The sequence below is a fragment of the Aquimarina rubra genome (assembly GCF_042684305.1).
In the GTDB taxonomy this organism is placed as follows: Bacteria; Bacteroidota; Bacteroidia; order Flavobacteriales; family Flavobacteriaceae; genus Aquimarina; species Aquimarina rubra.
Genome location: NZ_JBHULE010000008.1, coordinates 529,489 through 550,867 on the forward strand (window position 1 = coordinate 529,489; position 21,379 = coordinate 550,867).

Sequence of the window (21,379 nt, forward strand, 5' to 3'; positions counted from 1 at the left end):
ATAATTAAACTCGTTCTTTTAAATATTTGTAAATTAAATAATTACATATTTTAAACATCTTAATTTCAATAGTTCACAAGGTATGAAATACAGAATCACCCAAGAAGATCTAAAGAAAAGAAGTTATGGAATTTCTTTTGATATGATGGATGATGAATTCTTGCGTTTTATTCAAAAAGAAAAGGAACTGAATAATCCTTTTTTGAGTGAAGCTAATATTCAAAAACTCGAAAAAGATACCTTAAGAAATATACACAGGAATATTTACACCTATGGTTTATTCGGTATTATTTCAATGGGATATGGCTTGTTTATCTTGTTTAATTTTGAACCTAGAGTTGCGGTCAACTTGTATACGCAATTTCCTCTTATAGAAAATGGGTCGATCCCTATTGTATTGGGTTTTGGATTCATCATTGGTTCTTTGTACAGTTATAAAAAGAAAAATGAAGTTTTAGTCACCAAAGTGAAATCAAAGATTATTGAATATTTAAAAGAAGTACAAAAAGAAAAGTTAGAAAAAAGTTCTTATCAATATGGGAAAAAGAAAACGAATACTCACTTACAACCTAAAAAAAGGCAGAAAAGGAAATGATGGGTTTACAGAGACGAAATCCATATAGCTTTAGGATTATCAAGATTTTTGTTTATTGTCTTACCCGTCACTTGCACGACATTCACTAAATGTCGTTGTTTCAATTATAGGCAAACTATATTTTTGATCGTGTATTTTTAATCAATAGTTATGCAAAAAATTGAAAGACGTTATGATTTAGACTGGTGGCGAGTTATCTCTATCTTTCTGGTTTTCTTACACCATATTGGAATGCCATTTAACGGTGATGATTTTCATATTATGAATTCAGAATCAAGTAAGTTGTTAGATGATATTATGGTATTTTTTGAACAATTCAGGTTGCCATTGTTGTTTATGATATCCGGAACAGGAACAGTATTTGCTTTCTCTAAACGAAGTTGGATACAATTTGTAAAAGAACGTGCGACTCGGTTATTAGTTCCGCTAGTTTTTGGAGTATTTATCATCGTACCACCTCAAACCTATATCGAGCATATTGAATCATATACTTCCTATTCTGAATTTTACACTAAGATCTTAGAGTATTTGGATGTCAATCATCTTTGGTTTATCGAAAACCTGTTTTACCTTTCTGTTGTATGCATTCCATTTATTTTATTTATCAAATCTTCTAATTCGACATCCTTTCGAATGACATTAGAAAATTTTTGTTCTAAACCATTAGGTATATTTATGTTCGTACTACCGCTCATCATTCTTAAAATAGTCACCAAAAAGTATTTCCCAGGTGATAGTACTGCCATTACTAACCTTTCTACTACCCTATTTTATGGCTATTTTTTCATTATCGGAATTGTATTGGCAGGAACATCAACTTTATGGGACTCATTAAAAAAACATCGAAAATTAAATCTGGTAACCACCATCATTGCTATTATTATATTTTATGTGTATTATTTCTTGCCAGAGAGTATTGCATCATCTTATTGGGACATTTCTACCAGATGGGATATTTGGTATGGTTTGTCAGCACTTGTTAGCTGGACCGTGGTTATTACTTTGCTAGGATATGGACAGATTTGGTTAGCTAAGCCCAGTAATTTATTAAAGAAGCTTAATGAAGGTATCTACCCATTTTATATTTTACATCAGACAGTTCTGATTGTGATAGGATACTACGTTTTACAACAACCTTGGGATATTCTTCCAAAACTATTGGCACTAATGATTTTCTCATTTATTATTATCCTATGTATCTATCGATTTGTGATATATCCATTTGCAGTGCCCCGTTTTCTCTTTGGAATGAAAAAGAAGCAGGTTACTACAAAAGAGATTCCATCTATAACCTATAAAAACGCTTAGTATAATATTCAATATGATTGACACTTTATGTATACAACTTCAAAGAAGATTATAAATAAAAGAAGGTTATTGATTCCTAATTATTATACTAAAAATGATGTTAATTAAGATTCTTTTGTAAAACAATATCAGTATATTATATACTCATAATTAGATGGTTACAAATATCAAAATATGGTTTTTTGCTTTAGCTCTCGTCGGGGTTTCAACCCGTAGATGTGTGAAGGAAAGAGATACCTTTTATATAGAAAAGGTAGAAACATCCACTGGACCAAAACCGTATCCGGTTAACGCTGATAAGAGTACATTTGAAGAGAATTCTAAAATTACAAGAGCCGTTCTTATTACGCATTGTGGTAGTTGTCACCAAAGTTCTCTAGATTCTCATAAAATAGAAGCTATAAAGATTTTTGATCTGGATATGGCTACCAACTGGCATACTTCTTTATCTGTAGATAATTTACCTGGAATTGCTAGCCGTACAAAAAATAAATCTGCTATTTCTTCAGCACAAAAGGAGGCAATTGACATTTTTTTAAGATTAAAAGAACTACAACTGAAGGAATAAAACCTAAGTTTTTAATAAATCTAACCCTACTATTTGTTTAAAACAAAACTGTTTACACAAAAATCACCAAGAAAAATCGGCACTAATACTTAAGTAAAACTTTTAATTCAAAAGATATTATATAAATAATTGTTAATCATTTAATTATGATTATTCGTGGTATAATAAATTCGATCAATTTTCACTTTTAAATACATCTTTAATCATTCTAAAAATTATTTAATACATTAATTTAATTTATGATTTAGATAATAACTATAAATAAAAATTAATCAACTATATCTATAACTTTGTTCCAGAATTATAAATCAATCGCATATTTTTTTAATCAAAAAATCTTATTAAAATGGAAACAAAGGATTTAATTCAACTCGAAACTGTGACTCAACAAGTCGAACTAGTAAAAGGTGAATTTACACCATCTGAAGCTGCTCACGTTATTAGCAGTTTAATCAATGAAAAAATAAACTTTCACAAATTACAAAGACTTCAAATATGGGAAGGCGATCACGGATGCAAAACAAATAGATTGGATGGTCGTATCGATGAATTAGAAAATGAAAAGGAAATTGCCACTCAATTTATTAAAAGTATTAGAGGCCTTGGCAAAAACTTGAAAATCAAAGGTACTTTAGAAATTAGTCTAGCAGAATAATAACTATTAAACCACAGTAACAATGGAATTATTTAAAACGAAAGTTTTACCAGCACTCGGAATCACCATATTACTTTTCTTTATTACTCTCTCTTATTACAGCAACCAACTTTTCTTAGATAAAATCTTATTATGTTCCTTTATCATAGGTGGCTTATTAATAATGAAAGCACGAATTAGCATCAAGACTACTAGCTCTTCCAAAGCAGAGATCATGAATACTAAAATGGCTGAAAATGACTTTTCAAAATCTTACAAAAAGCAATATTACTAATATTCATATGGAAACTAACGTAAACCAGAAAGTTCCTTTGTCATACAAATTTGTATCTGTTTTACTATGGGTGCTATTTGCAAGTGGCTTATTATTTCTTGTCCTAAATTTTGGTAATATGCCAAAATTGGAAATTGGAGAGATGCTCAGAATCAATAGTTTTAGCATACTGATTTGCACTACAGTGGTCTTTTTTAGTGCTGTTGTTACCAGTTATGCAGCTAAGTATCTAAATGGATTTAGATATCAAAACCAATTTTTGATATATTGTCTATGCTTCACCGCTTCGGTAATATTGTTGGTAGTTTCTAATCACATTTTGTTGCTGCTATTCAGCTGGCTGGTTATGGGCATTTTTATGTCCCGGTTAATTGGTATCAATAAAGAATGGGGAGAAGCCAGAGAAGCATCAAAATTCACACTGAAGTATTTCCTTACCGGGACATTGTTTTTGACCGGTGGAGTATTACTTCCGGCTTTTTACAGCAATGCTTTTACAGTAGAAGAACTGACATTGGTAGCAGCTCAGCTGCCAATGCTAATCATCATACCTTCTGCCCTACTTATTATCGCAGCTGCAATTGTACAATCAGCAATGTATCCATTTCATCGCTGGTTATTATCAGCAATGACAGCACCTACTCCAGCCTCTGCTCTTATGCATGCAGGTTTTGTTAATGGTGCAGGTATATTATTAGCTTTGTTCGCTTCACTATTATTCGCTTCAAACACATTAGACCTTTTGTTTATCATTGGGGGACTCACTGCCATCATAGCACAATTTACCAAACTACTCCAGATCAATGTTAAACACAAATTAGCTTGTTCTACTATCGCTCAGATGGGTTTTATGATTATGCAATGTGGTTTGGGCTTTTTCAATGCTGCGGTAGCACATTTAATACTACACGGATTTTATAAAGCATACTTGTTTTTATCATCCGGTGAAGAAGTTGTACAAACCAACCCACAAAAATCCTTGCAATTAAAAATAAAACCACTACAAGCAATTGTAGTATTGATTTTTGGAATTCTTGGTGCCTTCTTATTTGCAATATGGACAGGAAAAGGTTCTAGTTTGGATAGCGGAATATTTTTAACCTTAATCGTAGCTATCACGGTGGGTCAGGCAACATATAATATTGTCAAAGAGGGAAGCCTTTCTACTTTACAAAAAATTATGGTGATGCCCGTTTTATTTGTTATCGGAATTGGATTATATGCTTTGATGTATAATGCAGTAACGGTTTTAATGGCAGATCTTCCTATGACAGCTAGTGCTGCACCATTATCAGTAACACAAATAACTTTTGGAATTATCTTCTTAATAGGATTTTTTGTAATGAAATTAGGCGGATATCAAAAACTTCCGTGGGTGTATGTAAAGTTAATGAACCTATCACAGCCCAATAAAAAAACAATTTTAATGTATAAATCAAAATCAATATGAATCCTAAAATTCTAAGCAGTATTGATAAAGCGTCAAAAGTAATAGGTAAGACGTGGCCACTCCATACTTTTGTAGCATCTAACCCTTTGTCAGGGTACGAAAACAGTTCTTTTTTCGAAGCTGTAAAAACTGCAAAGAAACATTTTGATGCGACTGTTTTTCCTGAAGCGAAAATGTATCGTGAGGCTTGGGAAAAGGGTGAAATCGATAACAACCTTTTAAAAGGATTACTACATGAAGAAGGGCTTACGAATTCACCAGAAGAATATCTTAAAGATATTGAAATACAAAGTCAGCAAGAAGCTCTCAATGCAAACCACGATGTTGATCGTATCATGGCAAAATGGCTTGCAGCATTTATGGATGAAGGGCTTGCAGAGTGGAATATGCCATTTAAAAGTGAAGGATTCTATAACGCCTGGAGACTTCTGGTAATTTATGATGAGGAAACCGGTCTGAAATCCCTGAAAAATATACCACCAACAAGCTTAGACGCTTTAGAGTCAATTTTGAGAGATTTTCCAGAAACTGAATATACTAACATATTGACGTATCATCTTGCTGCACTGCCTGGTTGGACAGGATATATTAACCATAGGCAAGAGTCGAACTCAGAGTGGCAACAAAAATATCCTATAACACTATCCGATTATCTGGCGGCACGTTTGTTGACTGCTAAAAGTCTAGGTATTTCGTTAGTTCCTGAAGTAAAAAGTTCGTTAGAGAATGAGTTGATTATAAAGTTACAATACATTTTGCTAAAAGCTTGGGAACAGAGCTGGCAGAATCGACTGGTAAACACTTTGGAGAACCAATCGGTATTATTAAAGACCGTTGAAAATGATAGCTCCCCAGATGCGCAGCTCGTATTTTGTATCGATACACGATCAGAACTAATTCGTAGACACGTAGAATCCAGTGGCAATTATGAAACATATGGTTACGCTGGTTTTTTTGGGATAGCTATGGACTACGAAAGTTTAGACGATGGAATTGTTCGTAAATCCTGTCCTCCTATCGTTGGTTCAGCTTATAAAGTGACAGAAAAGGCACAAATTAATGGCAAAAACAAATTAGAGAAGTACAATGCTAAAAATGACATTGCTAAGTTTAGCAAGTACTTCTTAAAGCGAATGAAGAATATGCTACCTTCTGCTTTTGGATACGTAGAAGGGTCAGGATTATATTATGGTATATCTCTTATTGCCAGAACACTGTTTCCTCGTAGATTATACCAACAACAAAAGAAAAAGTCCTATGAGACAACTTCATTTTGCGAACCGGACATCAATCCGTACAATAGTTCGAAAGCTTGTGAAATTTCTCTTGATGAAAAAGTGGGAATTGTAAAATCAGGATTTGATCTAATGGGTTGGAAGACGTTTTCTCCACTTGTACTCTTTGTGGGTCACGGAAGTCACTCTGCAAACAACCCTTTTGGTTCCAGCTTGGATTGTGGTGCTTGTGCAGCAAGCCCTGGTAGACATAATGCCAGAACTCTAGCCAAACTGGCTAATGAACCTGAAGTACGAAAAGCACTAACAGAAATACACGGATTTCAAATTCCGGAAGTTACTCTGTTTTTGGGTGCAGAGCATAATACAACCACAGATGAGATTGTTTTGTTTGATTCCGAAATACCGGAATCTCATTCAGTACTCGTGGCTAGATTAAAGAAAAATTTAGGCAAAGCACAAAGATCTGCGACAGCAGATAGATTAGGAACAAGCACTAAAAGTATCGTCACAGCGGAGAAGAAAGCAAGCAATTGGGCAGAAACCAGACCAGAATGGGGACTTGCTAAGAATGCAGGTTTTATTGTTGGACCAAGAAGTCTAACACAAAATACAAACCTGGATAGTCGTTGTTTTCTTCACTCTTATAACTGGGAATTAGACACTACCGGAAAAGCACTGGAAGGCATTATGCAAGGTCCTATGGTGGTAACACAGTGGATAAATAATCATTACTATTTCTCTACCGTAGATAATAATACTTTTGGTGGAGGGTCAAAAATAACTCACAACATCACTGGTAGATTTGGAGTCGTGCAAGGAAATGGTGGAGACCTTAAAATGGGACTTCCTCTGCAATCACTATTCGATTCGGATGACAGATTGTATCATAAACCCTTACGATTGTCTGTGATGATTCAAGCACCCATTAACAGAGTTTCTGATATCCTTTTGAGAAATGAAAATCTAAAAACATTGCTTGATAACGAATGGATTTATCTGATGGTAATGGATCCTAAACAAAACAACGGGATATTCAGATACAAAAAATCAATTCAGTGGGAACTTATGTCAGATGCCAAAACAGTAGAGTTTAACCAACAAGTAAATATTAAAGAAAAAGTATTAGAAGAAATTTCTGCATAAAAATGTATTAATATTTTTAGAAGAGACTGAATTCTAAGTTATAAGCAAATAGTTTAATTATAAAACTGAGGTCGCTATAATTTGATCATAAAAAAAGTCCATCAATATTGATGGACTTTTTATTAAACTTGAAAGTATATGTATGTATTAGATAACTTTTACGTTCACTGCGTTTAATCCTTTGTTACCTTCCTGTAGATCAAATTCAACTGTATCGCCTTCACGAACTTCGTCTACTAATCCAGAAATGTGTACAAAGTGATCTTTGTTAGCACCTTCTTCAGTGATAAATCCAAAACCTTTAGCGTCATTGAAGAATTTTACTGTTCCTTTATTCATTGTAATGTAATTAAATTAAAATATTATATTGTTTTAAAGTGCAAAAGTGACCCCTTTTTTTCGATATACAACATATTAATTCACTTATTTTCAATTTATTATAAATATGGTGTCTTTATATCTGATAATAATGGAGTTAAATTTTATCTTTTCTATAACTTGATGGTGTCATTCCTTCAAACTTTTTGAACGCACTATTAAAAGAAGAAAGACTGCTAAAGCCTGTATCGAAGGCAATTGCGGAAATGGTATATTTATCACCTTCAGCAGTAGAAAGCAATTTCTTAGCTTCCTGAACACGGTAATGATTGATGAAATCATTAAAATTTCGCTTTGCATATTGATTAATAACTGATGAAGTAATTTGCGTGCTTTTTCCCAAAAGTTTACTAAGCTTTGCTAAAGAAACATCTGGTTCGAGATATAATTTTGTATCAGTAATTAGTTTTGAAATCTTATTAAACAACAGATTATTATCATTTGCTCTAAACGCATCTCCATCCAAATCAGTAGCTTTTAGTTGAAATGCCTTATAACTTAAAAAATAGATGATAACAGAATATAAAATAGGGCCAACAATATACGGTACAGCTTCATCTACAATATTTAATATATAGGTCATCCAGATCACTATAAAACCTATGATAAGAAAACGTAACCAATTAAAAATAGCTCTCTGGGATTTTGTTTGTAATGTTTGCTCGTATTGCTGCTTTGTTTTTTTTAAAATCCACCAACCAAATATTATATAGAAAGCTAAATGTAAATAGATAAATAAAAGACCAATTCCAAAAATGACCATGACAAGTTTACCATTTTCATACCATTCTTTGGTAACAAAAAGGCTAGCGATAAAAATCAAAACAAACGGAATGAGTTCTAAATAATAGTATTTCGGTAGCTTAAAATTAGGATGGGTCATTCCCAAAATATACCATCTAAATAATGGGCCAATTAATAAAAGAAAAGCCAAACCTATAAAAATAAAAATTGGTTCCATACCACCACCAAAATTGAGCATAACTGATTTCCCTATTCGAAATGCCATAAAGACGAGGATCAATCCAAGTAAGCGATTGGTTAATGTCTTTTTCTTTTTGAATACGATTAAGTAGCACGCAAAAAGTACTCCATGCAAAAGTCCTGCACTACTAATAATAATCAATAATATATCTAAAAAGCTCAAGATACTATTTTTTCCAAATGTAGGGATATTTGATATTCCAAGAAAGCATAAACTTATGGAAGAGTTTATACTTTCTATTTAGCAATAATGCAAGTTTATCCTTTTAGTTTTCGAAATCTTTTGATATTTTTTTTGCATAAGATGTCAACCCAACTAAACTGAAAAATCGTCCAATTTTACCTTGCATAGCCGCTATAATACCGTGTTTTGCTATTAATATTCTTTGCATAGGCTTGTTATCTATAGAAATCATTTGCTTCATTAATTCTTTGGCTTTCCGGAAACCTTCTGTTTCATATACCTTTAAAACTTTGACAGCATTTTCTTCTCCTGTGATTTCTCTGTACTTGGGTGTATACCCTATTTGTGTGATCATGGTTTCGGCTAATTTCCAAGTAGACCAAGGATTTTGACCTGTTATTAAATTTTTATCGTGACTAATGTTTTCTAAATACATAGAACCTTCATTAAATTTCCCTCCTTTTGATATTAATTTATCCTGCAGAAGAAAAGGAAATATAGTTTCGGCATCCGAAATAAGCAGTAATTCTTCATCATTTGTAAAACCACTCACCTTTTTGTTTTCTAATAATGAACGACCAGAATCAAGAGTTACATTTACTAAAGCTGCAGGTCCGTGGCATACTGCACCAATAACCTTATCAGCCTGATATAACTCTTTTATAATAAATTGAATGGATTTATTTTTAGGAAAATCAAACATGGCTCCTTTTCCACCAACAAAGAATACTGCTTCATATAATTCAGGGTTAATATTGTGTACCGGAATCGTATGTTTTGCCTTATATTGAGCCAAACTATCATTTAAGAAAGCAAAATCATAGAGACCCATATCCTCATCATCAATTACTACAGGTGATTCTCCTCCTGATGGACTGGCAATATCTACCTCAAAACCGTTAGCTTGAAAAACGTAGTAAGCCCGCGATAATTCGGTTAATTCATAACCGGTACTTTTATCTGTAGCACCCATAGTATCGGTACTGGTAACGATTGCTAAAATTTTTCCTCGTTTTGGCACAATATCTTTAGAGAGATATGGTAAATCCGACACTTGAGTTCCGGTTATATATGGTCTATTCTCTGCCGATGGTAATAAACTCATAAACCACCAACCAAAAATAAAAAGTGAAATGATAATACCTAAAATGGAAATTATACTCCATTTAAGAATTCGATATTTTTTGAACATGCTATTTAATTTTAAAAATTATAGCACGAAGAACTACATAACAGCTTATAAAACCTGTCGAAATGATAATTCCGTCAGAGTAAATGATGTTTTAGGTTAGTCACTTAATTATAATAAATCTCAAACTTTAGCAATTGAAAAAGTAAAAGTACTCCCTTCTCCTTTAGAAGAAGCTACGGTGATTTCTCCACCTAAGTTTTGGACTATCTTTTTTACGGTTGCTAATCCAATTCCGGTGCCTAAATTGCCGTCCCTATCTTCTACTCCTACAACCGTAAAAAGATCAAATATTTTATCTAAATAATCTTTGGGAATACCGTCACCATTATCTTTAACAGCAAATTCATAAAAACCCAAAACGCTGGTTATCTTAATATCGATTACTATTTCAGGTTTTGAGTTATATTTGATTGCATTCGTAATCAGATTTGTTAAAACCTGCATTAATGCAGACTTATTTGCGATAATTTCTTGTACGTTTCCTAAAACATTAAATTTCGCTTTATGTTCTGAATCGGTAATTTGTTTGAGCTCTTCTACCAAATGTTCAATATCGATTTTCTCTTTTCTATTCTTTATTAAATCGTCACTTTTATAAAACTTCAGGATACCATCAATATAATCTTTTAGCGAGTAGGATGATGTTTTTAGATACTCTAAATACTGTAAAGACTCCTCACCTAGTTTATCTTTATTATCATCTTCTAAAAGCTCTGTCAACGAAATTATATTTGCTAAAGGCGATTTAAGATCGTGGGACACTACACTAGCAAACTTTTTTAGGTCTTCATTTCTTTTTTCCAGCTTATCCCGAAGCTGTGTAAGTTTTAAATTTTGGTATCGTTGCTCAAATAAACTAACTACCTGTTTAGACATTGCGAGCAATGCATTTTTCTGTTCAGAACTTAGCTCTCTGGGTTTTGTGTCGTATACACACAATGTGCCCAGTTTAAAACCTTCGGAATCTATTAATGGTGCACCAGCATAAAAAATTGCCTGATGTTCTGTCACTAAAGGATTGCCGTCAAATCGTTCATCTTCTCTTGAATCTTTTATAATGGTTATGGGATCATCTGAATTAATGGCATGACCACAAAACGATATCTCTCTTGGAGACTCGCTAAATGGAATTCCATAATGAGATTTTAGAAAATTTCGATCTTTATCCAACAAAGTGATTAACGAAATTGGAGCATCACAGATATAAGACATCACAGACGTGATATTATCAAAACTCTCTTCGGGTAAGGTGTCTAACAATCCATATTTTTCTACAGCAGCTTGTCGTTGCTTTTCATTCTTGGGGTATAAAGGTGCTATCATTGGGATAAATCTAAAGAATAATCAAACTGAAATCAAGATCCGTACATTTTTTCTCAAGCGAATACAACGGAACGTTATTTAATAATAATCTATGTTTTACAGAAAAAATAACATTAATGTATAATTTTAAGAAGAGACATCATATAGGCGCATTATCTATTTTGCAATACTATGTATTAAGGTTTTGCGGTTTTAATTATGTTTCTAACTTTTCTCCAAAGGTTTTTGGAAGCTAATGATTTATCATCTAATTCTCCCATTAAATGTCCCAGGTTTAGTTTTTCTGTATTTCCTTCGTAAGAAATATTCAATATGTTATTATCAGATATCATAGCCATAGACCAAAGTTTAAAGTCCCGAGATGGTTTTGGCCCTTTCCACATAGTAATAATATCAGAATGCCTTTTATCCTTTTTGATTCTTTCATATAATTTTAAAACATTCTTCTTTGGACCTTCGATAAGCTGAAAGAACACTTTCCTATGATAAATAAGACTTCCGGTAATATTATTATCTTCATTTAAAGCTCTGGCTAGAACGATAATATTTTCGATATCAGAGTTTGTAATTCCCGAAAATGCCATCGAACGATAAGTCACTTCGAACAAGAGATCGTCTTTTAGAAACGAATTTTTATATTCGCTAGGAAGCACACCAAATCTTTTTTTGAATAAATTAGAAAAATAACTTCGACTAGTATAACCAATCTGATAACAAATTTCTGAAACACTATAATCCGTAGATTGAATCAACTCTTTGGCATATTCTAATCTTAAATTGGTGATATACTGGTTGGCAGAGTATCCATATAAAAACTGAATTCCGGACTGAAGTTTTTTTAAAGACATACCGATTTCTCTGCTTAGTTCTGAAACGGTCAGTTTGTTACTAATATTCTTTCTGATATAATCCCCCAATTCTGTAATTTTTGAGAGTTCTTCTTTTGTAAGTGTAGGTTGGAAACTCTCGGTATTTAAATCGTGATCGTGAGCTTCAATCTGTGATGCTAACATATTCAAGACACCAGCCTGCGTTAACAATCTTCCGACAAGATCAGTTCTCTTGTTTCTAATAACAATTCTAGCAAAAGTACCTATTCGTGCATCTATATCTCCAAAATATCTATATGGCTTGCCTTCTTTTGTGTTATCAAAAATCTCATTTAGATTAGATCGTAACTGTTTACTGATACTATTTGTACTATGTAAACCTAATGATTTCGGATTTATAATTAAATAACAACATTCAAATTTAGTGTTTCCGGGAATCTCGAATTTTGACTTTTTACCCGGTTCACTCACAAGAATAAAATTCTGACTTTGTTGTATTTTTTTAAATTCAGTTTCATCAGGAAATTTTTGTAATTGATATCCTGATACAACATAGCTAAAATAAAGTGGTTTTTCGTTAGAGAATTCGAAGTCAATAACTAAATCCGAAGCAAAATTGATATCATAAACCCAAGCAGTTAAACCCGGAAAAAGCTCATATGCATTAATACTCCCTTTACCTTTACTATTATCAATGATCATAGATGCTGCTCCATAATCTTCGTGTAAATCCGCATCAAAATAAACAGAAAATTCACGTAACATCTCAATGGGGCTATTTTCTTTTAATCCTAACATATAATTTATGACATCTATAATGAGTAAATTTAAAAAAGTAAAAGTACTAAAATTTCAATCCTCGGAATACCTACAAGGAAGAAGCTTTCTATGTTCTATGAATACATTAATATATTAAAAATTAAGCATATTTTCAATTTATTGATTGATAAATAGTTATGTTGATTTTACTATATATAGTATGACTTTGATTTATTATGGATTTCTATCAAATAGCGTTAATATTTGTTTAAAATACAGTAAAGACTGAATACATTCATTTAAATTCTTATTTTATGATTAAAAATATTATTCCGAATGCGGAATAATGAAGATTTTAGTTTTTCTTATCATAGATCAACTATTAAAAGCCTATTTATTATAAAATTTGTTATTCAAATGTAAAACAAAGTTTAATCCATCCTAAAAAAATATAACACAATGAGAAATTTTGAATTATACGTGCCCACGAAAATGATTTTTGGCAAGGGGCAAATCGAGAAACTGTCTACAGAAGTGCCAAAAGATAAAAAAGTTTTAATGCTTTACGGAGGAGGAAGTATTAAGAAAAATGGTGTTTATGATCAGGTCGTAACTGCGTTAAAAGATCATACAGTGGTAGAGTTTGGTGGTATTGAAGCTAATCCTGAATATACTACTTTATTAAAAGCATTAGATGTTATTAAAAAAGAAGATATTGGTTACATGCTTGCCGTTGGCGGAGGTTCTGTTATTGATGGGACTAAGTTTTTATCTTCAGCAGCACTTTATGAAGGAGATAATCCTTGGGATATTCTAGCAAAGAGAATTAGAACATTAAAGGGATTACCTTTTGGGACAGTACTAACCTTACCTGCTACAGGAAGTGAAATGAATAGTGGTGCCGTGGTAAGTAGATCAGAAACGAATGAAAAAATGGTGATGGGTGGACCTGGATTATTTCCCGAGTTTTCAATTTGTGATCCTACAGTAGTTCATAGCATCCCAAAAAGACAATTGGCTAATGGTATTGTTGATGCATATACTCATGTATTAGAACAATATATGACCTATCCAGCAGATGCTCCATTACAGGATCGTTTCTCTGAAGGAATTTTGCAAACTTTAATCGAAATTGCACCTGCAATAATTAAAGATCCAAGTGATTATAAAGCTGCATCTAATTTTATGTGGTGCTGTACCATGGCACTTAATGGTTATATTCAAAAAGGTGTTCCTACAGATTGGAGTGTACATATGATCGCCCATGAGCTTACTGCATTTTATGGAATTGACCACGCGCGTACTTTAGCGGTGATCTTACCAAGCGCTTATACCAAGAAGTTTGAGCAGAAAAAAGAGAAATTAGCTCAATATGCCGAGCGAATTTTTAATATTAAAGAAGGCACTATTGACGAAAAAGCCACAGAAGCTATCAACAGAACAGAAAACTTTTTCAAGTCTTTAGATATTGACACACGATTAAGAGATTACACCAATGACTATGAAGGATTCTCTCAGAAAGTAGCAAAAAACCTAACAGACCACGGAATGACTGCTTTAGGAGAACATCAGGATATTACTCCCGAAATAGCAGCAGAAATTGTTGAGATGGCTTATTAAAGAATTTTTCTTGTATTTAAAGAAAGTCCTGTTTTTATATTTTAAAACAGGACTTTCTTATTTTTAATTATACTAATTTGAATAAGTGATATCTTATGGTGTGATACTATAAATTTAAAGGACTATTAATCAATTATTTTCAATAAGTATTGCTTATAATCAACAACTAATCAGCTTAATAAATGGTTATTGCACAAACCTAATATGGTCTTACCTTTCATTTAAAAAAAAGCTAAAATAATTTCAATTTGCTGTTAAAATTTGAGTTAAATTTAAGTCAATTAACCATTTAAATTAACACAAATGAAATTAAAACTCTTATTACTAACAGCCTTTGTCGTGAGCACATTTATGACTCAAGCTCAACAAACTGGGACCAAAGCATTTTATCACGGAAAAGTCTCTTCTGTAGAATATGTTTCCTCTATTGCATCAAGACCCAATGATCTTATTCCTCCTGATAATTCAGTGAGAGAAGCAAAAGATAAAAGATCCTTAGGAAATCAAATTATCTCTGGGAAAGATCCACAAACTGAAAATGATTATTTCTTTAGAAATAAAAACGCAATGGAGCAAAGTGTACAAAGAGCTCCTGCTAGTTTAGTTTTTGATACCTATTCATCAAATTCTCAACCTACAGACCCTTCCATTGCAGTAGGTCCTAATCATGTAATCGTTGTATACAATACTGGATTTATGATTTATGATAAATCTGGTAATCAATTAGTTGGCCAAACATCTCCTAATCCTGCAATTTTTCCTTCAGGAGGTTGCTGTGATCTAACGGCATCTTATGATAATGCAGCAGATAGATGGGTACTTTCGTTTTTAGGATCAGGTGCTCAGGTAGCAGTTTCTGATGGACCTAACCCAGTAACTTCTGGATGGTACGTTTATAACATCTCAGGAATACAGGATTATCAAAAATTATCTGTTTGGAGTGATGGATATTATATTACAGAAAACACAGGTGGAACTAATAAATTATGGGCATTAGAAAGAGATGCTATGTTAGCAGGAGATCCCAATGCGCAAATTCTTGGTTTTAACCTTCCTGGAATTGTTACCAGTGGTTTTTTTAGTCCTCAGGCTTTAAATGTAACTGATGGTAATTTACCAGCTCCTGGAGGTGCAACAATTGTTTATCTACAGGATAATGCTTGGAATGGCGTATCCGTAGATCATATTAAAGTATGGACAGCAGATGTAGACTGGAATAACCCAGGAAGCTCAACAGTATCGAGTCCACAGGAAATCGTTACAACACCTTTTATTAGTGTGTTTGATGGAGGAAGTTTTGTTAATTTATCACAACCTAATGGAGGTACTTCGATAGATGCATTGCAAGCAACGATTATGAATCAGGCACAATTTAGAAAATTTGCCACTCATAATTCTGCAGTGTTTAATTTTGTAGTAGATGTCGATGCTAGTTCTGGAGAATTGGCAGCCATACGATGGTATGAATTTAGACAAAGCGGAGATAACCAGCCTTGGTCTTTATATCAAGAAGGTACGTATACAGCTCCTGACGGAAGGCACGCCTGGCACGCAAGTTTAGCAATGGATGGTCAAGGAAATATAGGAATGGGATATACTTCTATGTCTGGTCCTACTACTCCATCAACAGTAAGAGTAAGTTCTTATTTTACAGGAAGATTAAGTTCTGATCCTCTGGGGACTATGACTACTGCAGAAGAACTTATTGCTAATGGAACAGGTAATATACCCGGAACACGATATGGAGATTATAGTAAAATTGATGTGGATCCATCAGATGATTCTTCATTTTGGTTTATCAATGAATATGTAAATGGTAGCAGAAGAGGTGTTGTCGGTAAATTCCAAATCGAAGCTGGAGTTCCAGATACAGAGGCCCCTACAGATCCAACAAATTTGACAGCTAGTAATATTACAGCTGGTGGAGCAACCCTTAACTGGACTGCTTCTACCGATAATGTAGGTGTAGCTCGATATACTATTTCTATAGGTGGTTCTGTAGTAGGAACCTCTACAACAACAAGTTTTAGTCTTACAGGGCTTTCTCCTTTAACCTCGTATACAGCTTCTGTAAGGGCAGAAGACGCAGCTGGAAATGTTTCGGGAAATGCAACTACTTCATTTACTACGATAGATGGAAGTACTACCGTTTATTGTGATTCTGAAAGTACTAATGTAAATGATGAGTTTATTAGTAATGTACAATTGAATACTATCAATAATAGCTCTGGTGCTCAGTTTTATTCTGATTTTACTGGAATTTCTACTGATTTAAATGAAGGGCAAACATATACGATTACCGTTACTCCAACCTGGACAGGAACTATATACGCAGAAGGTTATGCTGTTTGGATTGATTATAACAACAACGGGGATTTTGATGATGCCGGAGAGCTTGTTTGGTCAAAATCTCCATCTACAGACACTCCTAATAGTGGATCATTTACAGTTCCAACCGGAACTTCTGAAACTTCGGTGAGAATGAGAGTTTCTATGAAGTATAATGCGATTCCTACTTCTTGTGAGACTTTTACCTATGGCGAAGTAGAAGATTACACCGTTAATCTTAACGAAGGAACTGGAGGTCCAGGAGGCGGTACTATAGCTGCCTACTTTTTCGAAACCGGATTCGAAGGATGGATAGATGGTGGAAGTGATTGTGCTCGTATCAATAACAGTGCACGTGCATTCGAGGGTGATTATTCGATTAGACTTCGTGATAATAGTGCCTCATCTAACGCAGTATCTCCAATACTTGATTTAACAGGAAATACAGAAGTATCTATAGAGTTTCACACCTTCGCAAATGCCATGGAAAATGGTGAAGACTACTTTATTGAATTCTTTAACGGGTCCTCTTATGAAGTGATTGGGCAATATGTGACAGGTACCGATTTCAATAATGGTTCGTTCTTTACTGATACGATAGTATTAGACTCAGGGACTTATAATTTTAACGCTAACAATAGATTCCGTATACGTTGTGATGCTAGTGTTAATAATGATCAGGTTTATTTTGATCAAATCATTATTACCGGTGATAATGCTAGAACTACTACTCCTGCAACCACAGAAGATACCGATGATATTGCAGAAATAGTATCATTCACTAGAATGGCGGATAAGAGTATCCAGTTATATCCTATTCCTGCAACTTCGACACTAAACATTGAGATTAATGAAGGTAAATTTGACGAGATTATTATGATTTCTTCGAATGGTGCTATTGTGAAAAAGATAAATCCAAAAGAATCGTCATTTGGAGTTGATATTTCTCAATTCGCTGATGGATTGTATTTTGTTAGATTTACTAATTCTGATGGATTAGCAATTACAAAACGATTTATTGTAAAGAAGTAACTATAAATATTTATTAGCCAATAAGTGTTAGAAAAGGCTGTCGTCACTATGATCGGCAGCCTTTTATTATTAATCCACAAAAGAAAATGGAAATCTAATCTTTTCTATTTTTTATAAAATAAAACATCAATTATCTCCACTGCAAAAGAGATAAACCAATTCCGAAAGTAGTTTGACTATGATTGTAATCTATTAAACTTTCTCCATATCCGTGAAAGACTTGCGCGTGAATCTGTAGTTGACCTAAAATTTTAAATGCGTAATCCAGACGTATGCTGCCTCTATTTTCATTTCCATCTCTTAAGGAATGTTTTCCAAGTATACTAATATCATGTCTTCCTTTTGAAAAAGCAGCCAAAAACTCTGTCCTACCAACATAGTTTTCTATTCCTGGATTATTATCTTCTACCGCATCTTCTGGTAATCGCCACCAGGGTCTTAGCACAAAACTCCAAGAAGGATTCTCCCATCCAAACTGTAAAATAATTCTATTCCAGCTTCTCGATAAAGGATTTGATCTTCCATTACTTTGATGATTTATCCCGATACCGGCCAATACACCATTTAATCCTAAAATTTTATAAGGAGTTGGAAAAACCAGCATCAATTCTGGTTCGTAATTAGTTTCTCTAAATGGTCTCGAAATATTTGCGCTATAGAGTTGCCATCTGGACGATTGGGTATATCCTACCCAAACATCTCCTCCTATTTTGTTTCCAAACAAGTTTCTAACTGCTCTGGTTTTGAAACTTAATTGAAATTTTAATTCTGTATCAGAAAAATCAGAAGGTTCTTCTACTGAATTAAGAGGATTGTCACTAGTTGGAAAATTATTTATATCCGTTGTGTAATTAGCTACTAAAAAATAAACAGGTTTGTAGGCCTCAATCTTGAAACGTTTAATACTATCTTTTTTAATTTGCCATCGTTCAGATAAACTTCCTTCAGAATCTTGAATAATAATCTGACTATGCGTATACGTAAATGCTAGAATAGATAAAATCGCGGTAAATAATCCTTTCATAACATTTTATGTATTCCAAAGTTTTTAATAAAGAGAACAGCGAGTTAAAATATAGATTCTAACTCGCTGTTTTTAGAAATTATAAATTATTTCTCTATTCCTTCTAAATCAAGCATAAAGGCATAATTAAGGGCTGTCCTCTTATAACGTTCAAAACGTCCTGAGGCACCACCGTGTCCGGTTTCCATATCGCAATCCATGATTAAGAGATTATCATCTGTCTTCAATTCTCTAAGTTTAGCAATCCATTTAGCAGGTTCCCAATACTGTACCTGACTATCCCAATAACCTGTAGTAATCAATATATTAGGATAATCTTTTGCTTCTACATTATCATAAGGAGAATATGATTTCATATACTCATAATATTCTTTATTCTTAGGATTTCCCCATTCATCAAATTCGAATGTCGTTAACGGAATTGTTTCATCCATCATTGTGGACACTACATCTACAAAAGGTACAGCAGCCACTACTCCATTCCAAAGCTCTGGTTTCATATTTAAAACAGCTCCCATTAATAATCCACCAGCACTAGCTCCATAAGCATACATATGGTCAGAACTGGTGTATCCTTCTTTTACTAAGAAATCACCTACGTCAATAAAATCTGTAAATGTGTTTTTCTTTTTTAGCAGTTTACCATCTTCATACCAGTACCTGCCCATTTCTTGCCCTCCTCTAATATGTGCCATTGCAAATACAAATCCACGGTCTAGTAAACTAAGTCTGGTAGAACTAAAATAAGGTTCTGTGCTACTGCCATAAGAACCATAAGAATACAATAATAACGGAGTATCAGCATTTTTCTGAGCACCTTTTTTGTATACCAGTGATATAGGAACTTTCACACCATCCCTAGCAGTAGCATATAAACGCTCTGACACATAATTATCTTTAGAAAAATCAGGGTCTAATACTTCTTCCTCTTTCAATACTGTTTGCTCCTTCGTATCCATATTATAATCAATAATACTATTTGGAGTTGTTAGAGAAGTATAACTGTATCGTAAAATATTTGTATCAAAATCTAGATTGGTAGTAGGATAAGTAAGATAAGCGGGATCATTAAAAGATATATAATGATCATCTTCACCGCTCCATTTCTTTACTCTAATAGTACTTAAACCATCTTTTCTTTCGCTAAGTACCAAATGATCCTTGAAAACGGTAAAATCTTGTAGTAATATATCGTCTCTATGCGGTATTACATCTACCCAATTCTCCTTGGTTGTTGCTGTTATTGGTGTTTTTACCAATTTAAAGTTTTTTGCATCCAGGTTCGTATTGATATAAAAATGATCTCCAAAATGTGCAACGCTATACTCTAAATCTCTTTCTCTAGGTTGTATTACTTTCCACGCTCCATTTGGAGTATCTGCATCTAGGTATCTATACTCTGTAGATAATGTTTGATAACTACCGCTAATGATATACTTATCGGATCTTGATTTATACACAAAGGTGCTAAATGTATCGTCTTCTTCATTAAAAATCAATTCATCTTTTGATTGATCAGTTCCTAATACGTGCTTATAGATTTTATCGGCTCTCAATGTCACAGAATCTTTAGATGTATAAAAAACTGTTTTATTATCATTGGCCCAGGCTACACTTCCTGTAGTATTTACTAGCTTGTCAGAAAGGATTTTATTCGTTTGTAAATCTTTAAAATAGATGGTATAACGACGCCTCGAGACAGTATCAACCCCATAAGCTAACATTTTGTTATCTGGACTAACGGATCTACCGCCTAATGCAAAATAAGCAAGGCCTTTTGCCATTTCGGGTCCATGAAGCATGATTTCTTCTTTTGCATTTTCTTCTAGTTTCTTACGACAATACAAGGCATAATCCATTCCTTTTTCGAATCGTGTGTAATAAGAATATCCGTTGTCGTTATATGGAACTGATGAGTCATCTTTCTTGATACGACCTACAATTTCATCAAATAAAGTTTTCTGTAGACTATCTGTATGCTTCATCGAAGCATCTTTATAATCATTTTCTGCATTTAGATAGTCTAATACATCCTGTGTTTGTGCATCAGGAGTTTCTGCATTTTTTTGTTCGTCACTTAGACGCATCCAGAAATAATTATCTATCCTAGTATCTCCATGTGCTTTTAACTCTTCTGCTATTTTTTTAGCGACCGGAGCGTCTAATGATTGATGTGGTCTTAATTCGGTCTTTTCTTCTTTTGTCGTATTACAGGCTATAAATAGCGCAGGGACAATAAGAAGTAGATTGATGATGTTAGTTTTCATATAAAAATTAAATTTTGATTTTATGAGAATTCCCAATTGAATCCTGAATATAATTTAAAAGATAAAAGTACTGGTATTCTACAACAATTAGAAATTAATTTAATTTTTAAGAGCGATCGGTTTAGTTATCGAGTTCTAAAACTAACTATTGATTAAATAAAAAGCATCAACAGATTTAACACCAATGATGCTTTTTGTTTTAGAATTTATACACGCAAACGATTAAT

General features: G+C 33.3%; 15 protein-coding genes. 8 read left to right on the forward strand and 7 right to left on the reverse strand.

Annotated elements, in window-relative coordinates:
- Positions 1-82 precede the first annotated feature (82 nt).
- From ACFSR1_RS06620 to ACFSR1_RS06645, 6 genes are all read left to right on the forward strand, one after another.
- A complete protein-coding gene (locus ACFSR1_RS06620; RefSeq protein WP_378290847.1) occupies positions 83-595 on the forward strand; it encodes a hypothetical protein in 513 nt (170 codons plus the stop codon).
- A 150-nt stretch (positions 596-745) separates the two neighbouring features.
- Positions 746-1,903, forward strand: a complete 1,158-nt coding sequence (locus ACFSR1_RS06625) for an acyltransferase family protein (RefSeq protein ID WP_378290849.1) — start codon at positions 746-748, stop codon at positions 1,901-1,903.
- A gap of 220 nt (positions 1,904-2,123) precedes the next feature.
- A complete protein-coding gene (locus ACFSR1_RS06630) occupies positions 2,124-2,471 on the forward strand; it encodes a hypothetical protein (protein WP_378290851.1) in 348 nt (115 codons plus the stop codon).
- 346 nt (positions 2,472-2,817) lie between these two features.
- The gene (locus ACFSR1_RS06635) at positions 2,818-3,126 is read left to right on the forward strand and encodes a hypothetical protein (RefSeq protein WP_378173915.1); all 309 of its coding nucleotides are present in this window, start codon (positions 2,818-2,820) and stop codon (positions 3,124-3,126) included.
- Positions 3,127-3,362: 236 nt separating this feature from the next.
- A complete protein-coding gene (locus ACFSR1_RS06640) occupies positions 3,363-4,850 on the forward strand; it encodes a proton-conducting transporter transmembrane domain-containing protein (protein WP_378290853.1) in 1,488 nt (495 codons plus the stop codon).
- Positions 4,847-7,231, forward strand: a complete 2,385-nt coding sequence (locus ACFSR1_RS06645) for a DUF2309 domain-containing protein (protein WP_378290855.1) — start codon at positions 4,847-4,849, stop codon at positions 7,229-7,231. The genes ACFSR1_RS06640 and ACFSR1_RS06645 overlap by 4 nt, the downstream gene beginning before the upstream one ends.
- 147 nt (positions 7,232-7,378) lie before the next feature.
- Here ACFSR1_RS06645 and ACFSR1_RS06650 read toward each other — a convergent pair whose 3' ends face one another.
- The 5 genes from ACFSR1_RS06650 to ACFSR1_RS06670 all read right to left on the reverse strand — a co-directional run bounded on the left by ACFSR1_RS06650 (position 7,379) and on the right by ACFSR1_RS06670 (position 12,920).
- Positions 7,379-7,570 (reverse strand): cold-shock protein, encoded by a 192-nt coding sequence (locus tag ACFSR1_RS06650; protein ID WP_118456039.1) that lies wholly within the window; start codon positions 7,568-7,570, stop codon positions 7,379-7,381.
- 136 nt (positions 7,571-7,706) lie between these two features.
- Positions 7,707-8,756, reverse strand: a complete 1,050-nt coding sequence (locus ACFSR1_RS06655) for a helix-turn-helix domain-containing protein (protein WP_378290857.1) — start codon at positions 8,754-8,756, stop codon at positions 7,707-7,709.
- A 103-nt stretch (positions 8,757-8,859) separates the two neighbouring features.
- Entirely contained in the window at positions 8,860-9,969 is a 1,110-nt protein-coding gene (locus ACFSR1_RS06660; RefSeq protein WP_378290859.1) for a type 1 glutamine amidotransferase domain-containing protein, read from the reverse strand.
- A gap of 120 nt (positions 9,970-10,089) precedes the next feature.
- Entirely contained in the window at positions 10,090-11,292 is a 1,203-nt protein-coding gene (locus ACFSR1_RS06665; RefSeq protein ID WP_378290861.1) for a sensor histidine kinase, read from the reverse strand.
- Positions 11,293-11,468: 176 nt separating this feature from the next.
- Positions 11,469-12,920 carry a BLUF domain-containing protein gene (locus ACFSR1_RS06670; protein WP_378290862.1) on the reverse strand — a complete coding sequence of 484 codons (1,452 nt, stop codon included), beginning with the start codon at positions 12,918-12,920 and terminating at the stop codon, positions 11,469-11,471.
- 420 nt (positions 12,921-13,340) lie between these two features.
- Here ACFSR1_RS06670 and ACFSR1_RS06675 point away from each other — a divergent pair, with 420 nt between their 5' ends.
- Positions 13,341-14,501: an iron-containing alcohol dehydrogenase gene (locus ACFSR1_RS06675; protein ID WP_378290864.1), complete on the forward strand. Its 1,161-nt coding sequence runs from the start codon at positions 13,341-13,343 to the stop codon at positions 14,499-14,501.
- A gap of 303 nt (positions 14,502-14,804) precedes the next feature.
- Complete coding sequence (locus tag ACFSR1_RS06680) at positions 14,805-17,861, forward strand: GEVED domain-containing protein (RefSeq protein WP_378290866.1); 3,057 nt, start codon at positions 14,805-14,807, stop codon at positions 17,859-17,861.
- A gap of 130 nt (positions 17,862-17,991) precedes the next feature.
- On the opposite strand, the gene ACFSR1_RS06685 is transcribed toward ACFSR1_RS06680, so the two are convergent.
- Both ACFSR1_RS06685 and ACFSR1_RS06690 read right to left on the reverse strand, forming a co-directional pair.
- Positions 17,992-18,885: a phospholipase A gene (locus ACFSR1_RS06685; protein ID WP_378290868.1), complete on the reverse strand. Its 894-nt coding sequence runs from the start codon at positions 18,883-18,885 to the stop codon at positions 17,992-17,994.
- Positions 18,886-18,971: 86 nt separating this feature from the next.
- Positions 18,972-21,152, reverse strand: a complete 2,181-nt coding sequence (locus tag ACFSR1_RS06690) for a S9 family peptidase (protein ID WP_378290870.1) — start codon at positions 21,150-21,152, stop codon at positions 18,972-18,974.
- Between the last annotated feature and the right edge of the window lie 227 nt (positions 21,153-21,379).